Origin of the sequence: Mesorhizobium sp. M7A.F.Ca.CA.002.15.2.1, from assembly GCF_003998715.1 — a bacterium.
GTDB classification, from domain to species: Bacteria; Pseudomonadota; Alphaproteobacteria; order Rhizobiales; family Rhizobiaceae; genus Mesorhizobium; species Mesorhizobium ciceri.
In genome coordinates this window covers 1-1,108 of sequence record NZ_RZPI01001059.1, presented here as the reverse complement: position 1 = coordinate 1,108, position 1,108 = coordinate 1, and the positions used below count along the sequence as shown (strand labels likewise).

1 protein-coding gene is annotated in these 1,108 nt (G+C 62.2%); it reads left to right on the top strand.

What is annotated here, in order from left to right; translation table 11 throughout:
- The coding region (locus ENZ74_RS32565) for a low specificity L-threonine aldolase (RefSeq protein ID WP_164761431.1) at positions 1-1,038 on the top strand (1,038 nt) is incomplete at its 5' end.
- Positions 1,039-1,108: the final 70 nt, after the last annotated feature.

Below are 1,108 nucleotides of genomic sequence, written 5' to 3'. Positions count from 1 at the left end.
TCCGACAATTGGGCAGGCGCCCACCCCAACATTGCCGCCGGCCTGTCGGCCAATGCCGGCGGCTTTTCCACCGCCTATGGCGACGGAGCGCTCGACCAGGCAGTCTACCAGCGCTTCAGCGAGATTTTCGAACGCGAGGTCGCGGTGTTCTTCGTCGCCACCGGCACGGCCGCCAACTCGCTGGCGCTGACCGCTTACAACAAGCCGGGCGGCATTTCCTTTGCTCATCGCGAATCGCATGTCATCGAGGACGAATGCGGCGCGCCGGTGTATTTTTCCGGCGGCTCACGCCTGCATGAGATCGATGGCGCGCTGGGCAAGATCGATCCGCACAATCTGGAAAGGACCATCGGCCGTTTCGCACCGGAAATCGTCCATTGGGGACGGCCGATGGCCGTTTCGATCACCCAGTCGACCGAGGTCGGCACCATCTACGGCCTGGATGAGATCGAGACGATCGCGGCGATCGCCAAACGATATTCGGTGCCCTTGCACATGGACGGCGCCCGCTTTGCCAATGCGCTGGTCGCGCTCGACACGTCGCCAGCCGAAATGACCTGGAAACGCGGCGTCGACATCCTGTCCTTCGGCGGCACCAAGAATGGCTGCTGGTGCGCCGAAGCGATCGTGCTGTTCGATCTTGATCGTGCCAGGGAATTGGCGTTCCTGCGCAAGCGCGCCGCCCAGCTGTTTTCGAAATCGCGCTTCGTCGCGGCGCAGTTCGAGGCCTATTTCAAAGACGGATTGTGGCTGGACACCGCCCGCCACGCCAACGCCATGGCCGCACGCCTTGCCGCCGCGATCGAGGATTCGGCCACGGCAAAACTGGCATGGCTGCCGCAGGCAAACGAGGTTTTCGCAGTGATCAAGAAAGCCGAAGCTGAAAAGCTGCAGGCAGCGGGTGCGGCGTTCTATGATTGGCACAAGCCGCACGGCTTTGACGGCCACATCAGCGAGGACGAGTTGCTGTATCGCTTCGTCACCAGCTTCGCGACGACGGCCGATGAGGTCGACCGTTTTGGCCAGCTGATCGCCTGATACCGAAATCCCCGATAACAAAAAAGCGGCGCCTTTCGGCGCCGCTTCCGTCTCGGGAGGAGACTTGTAC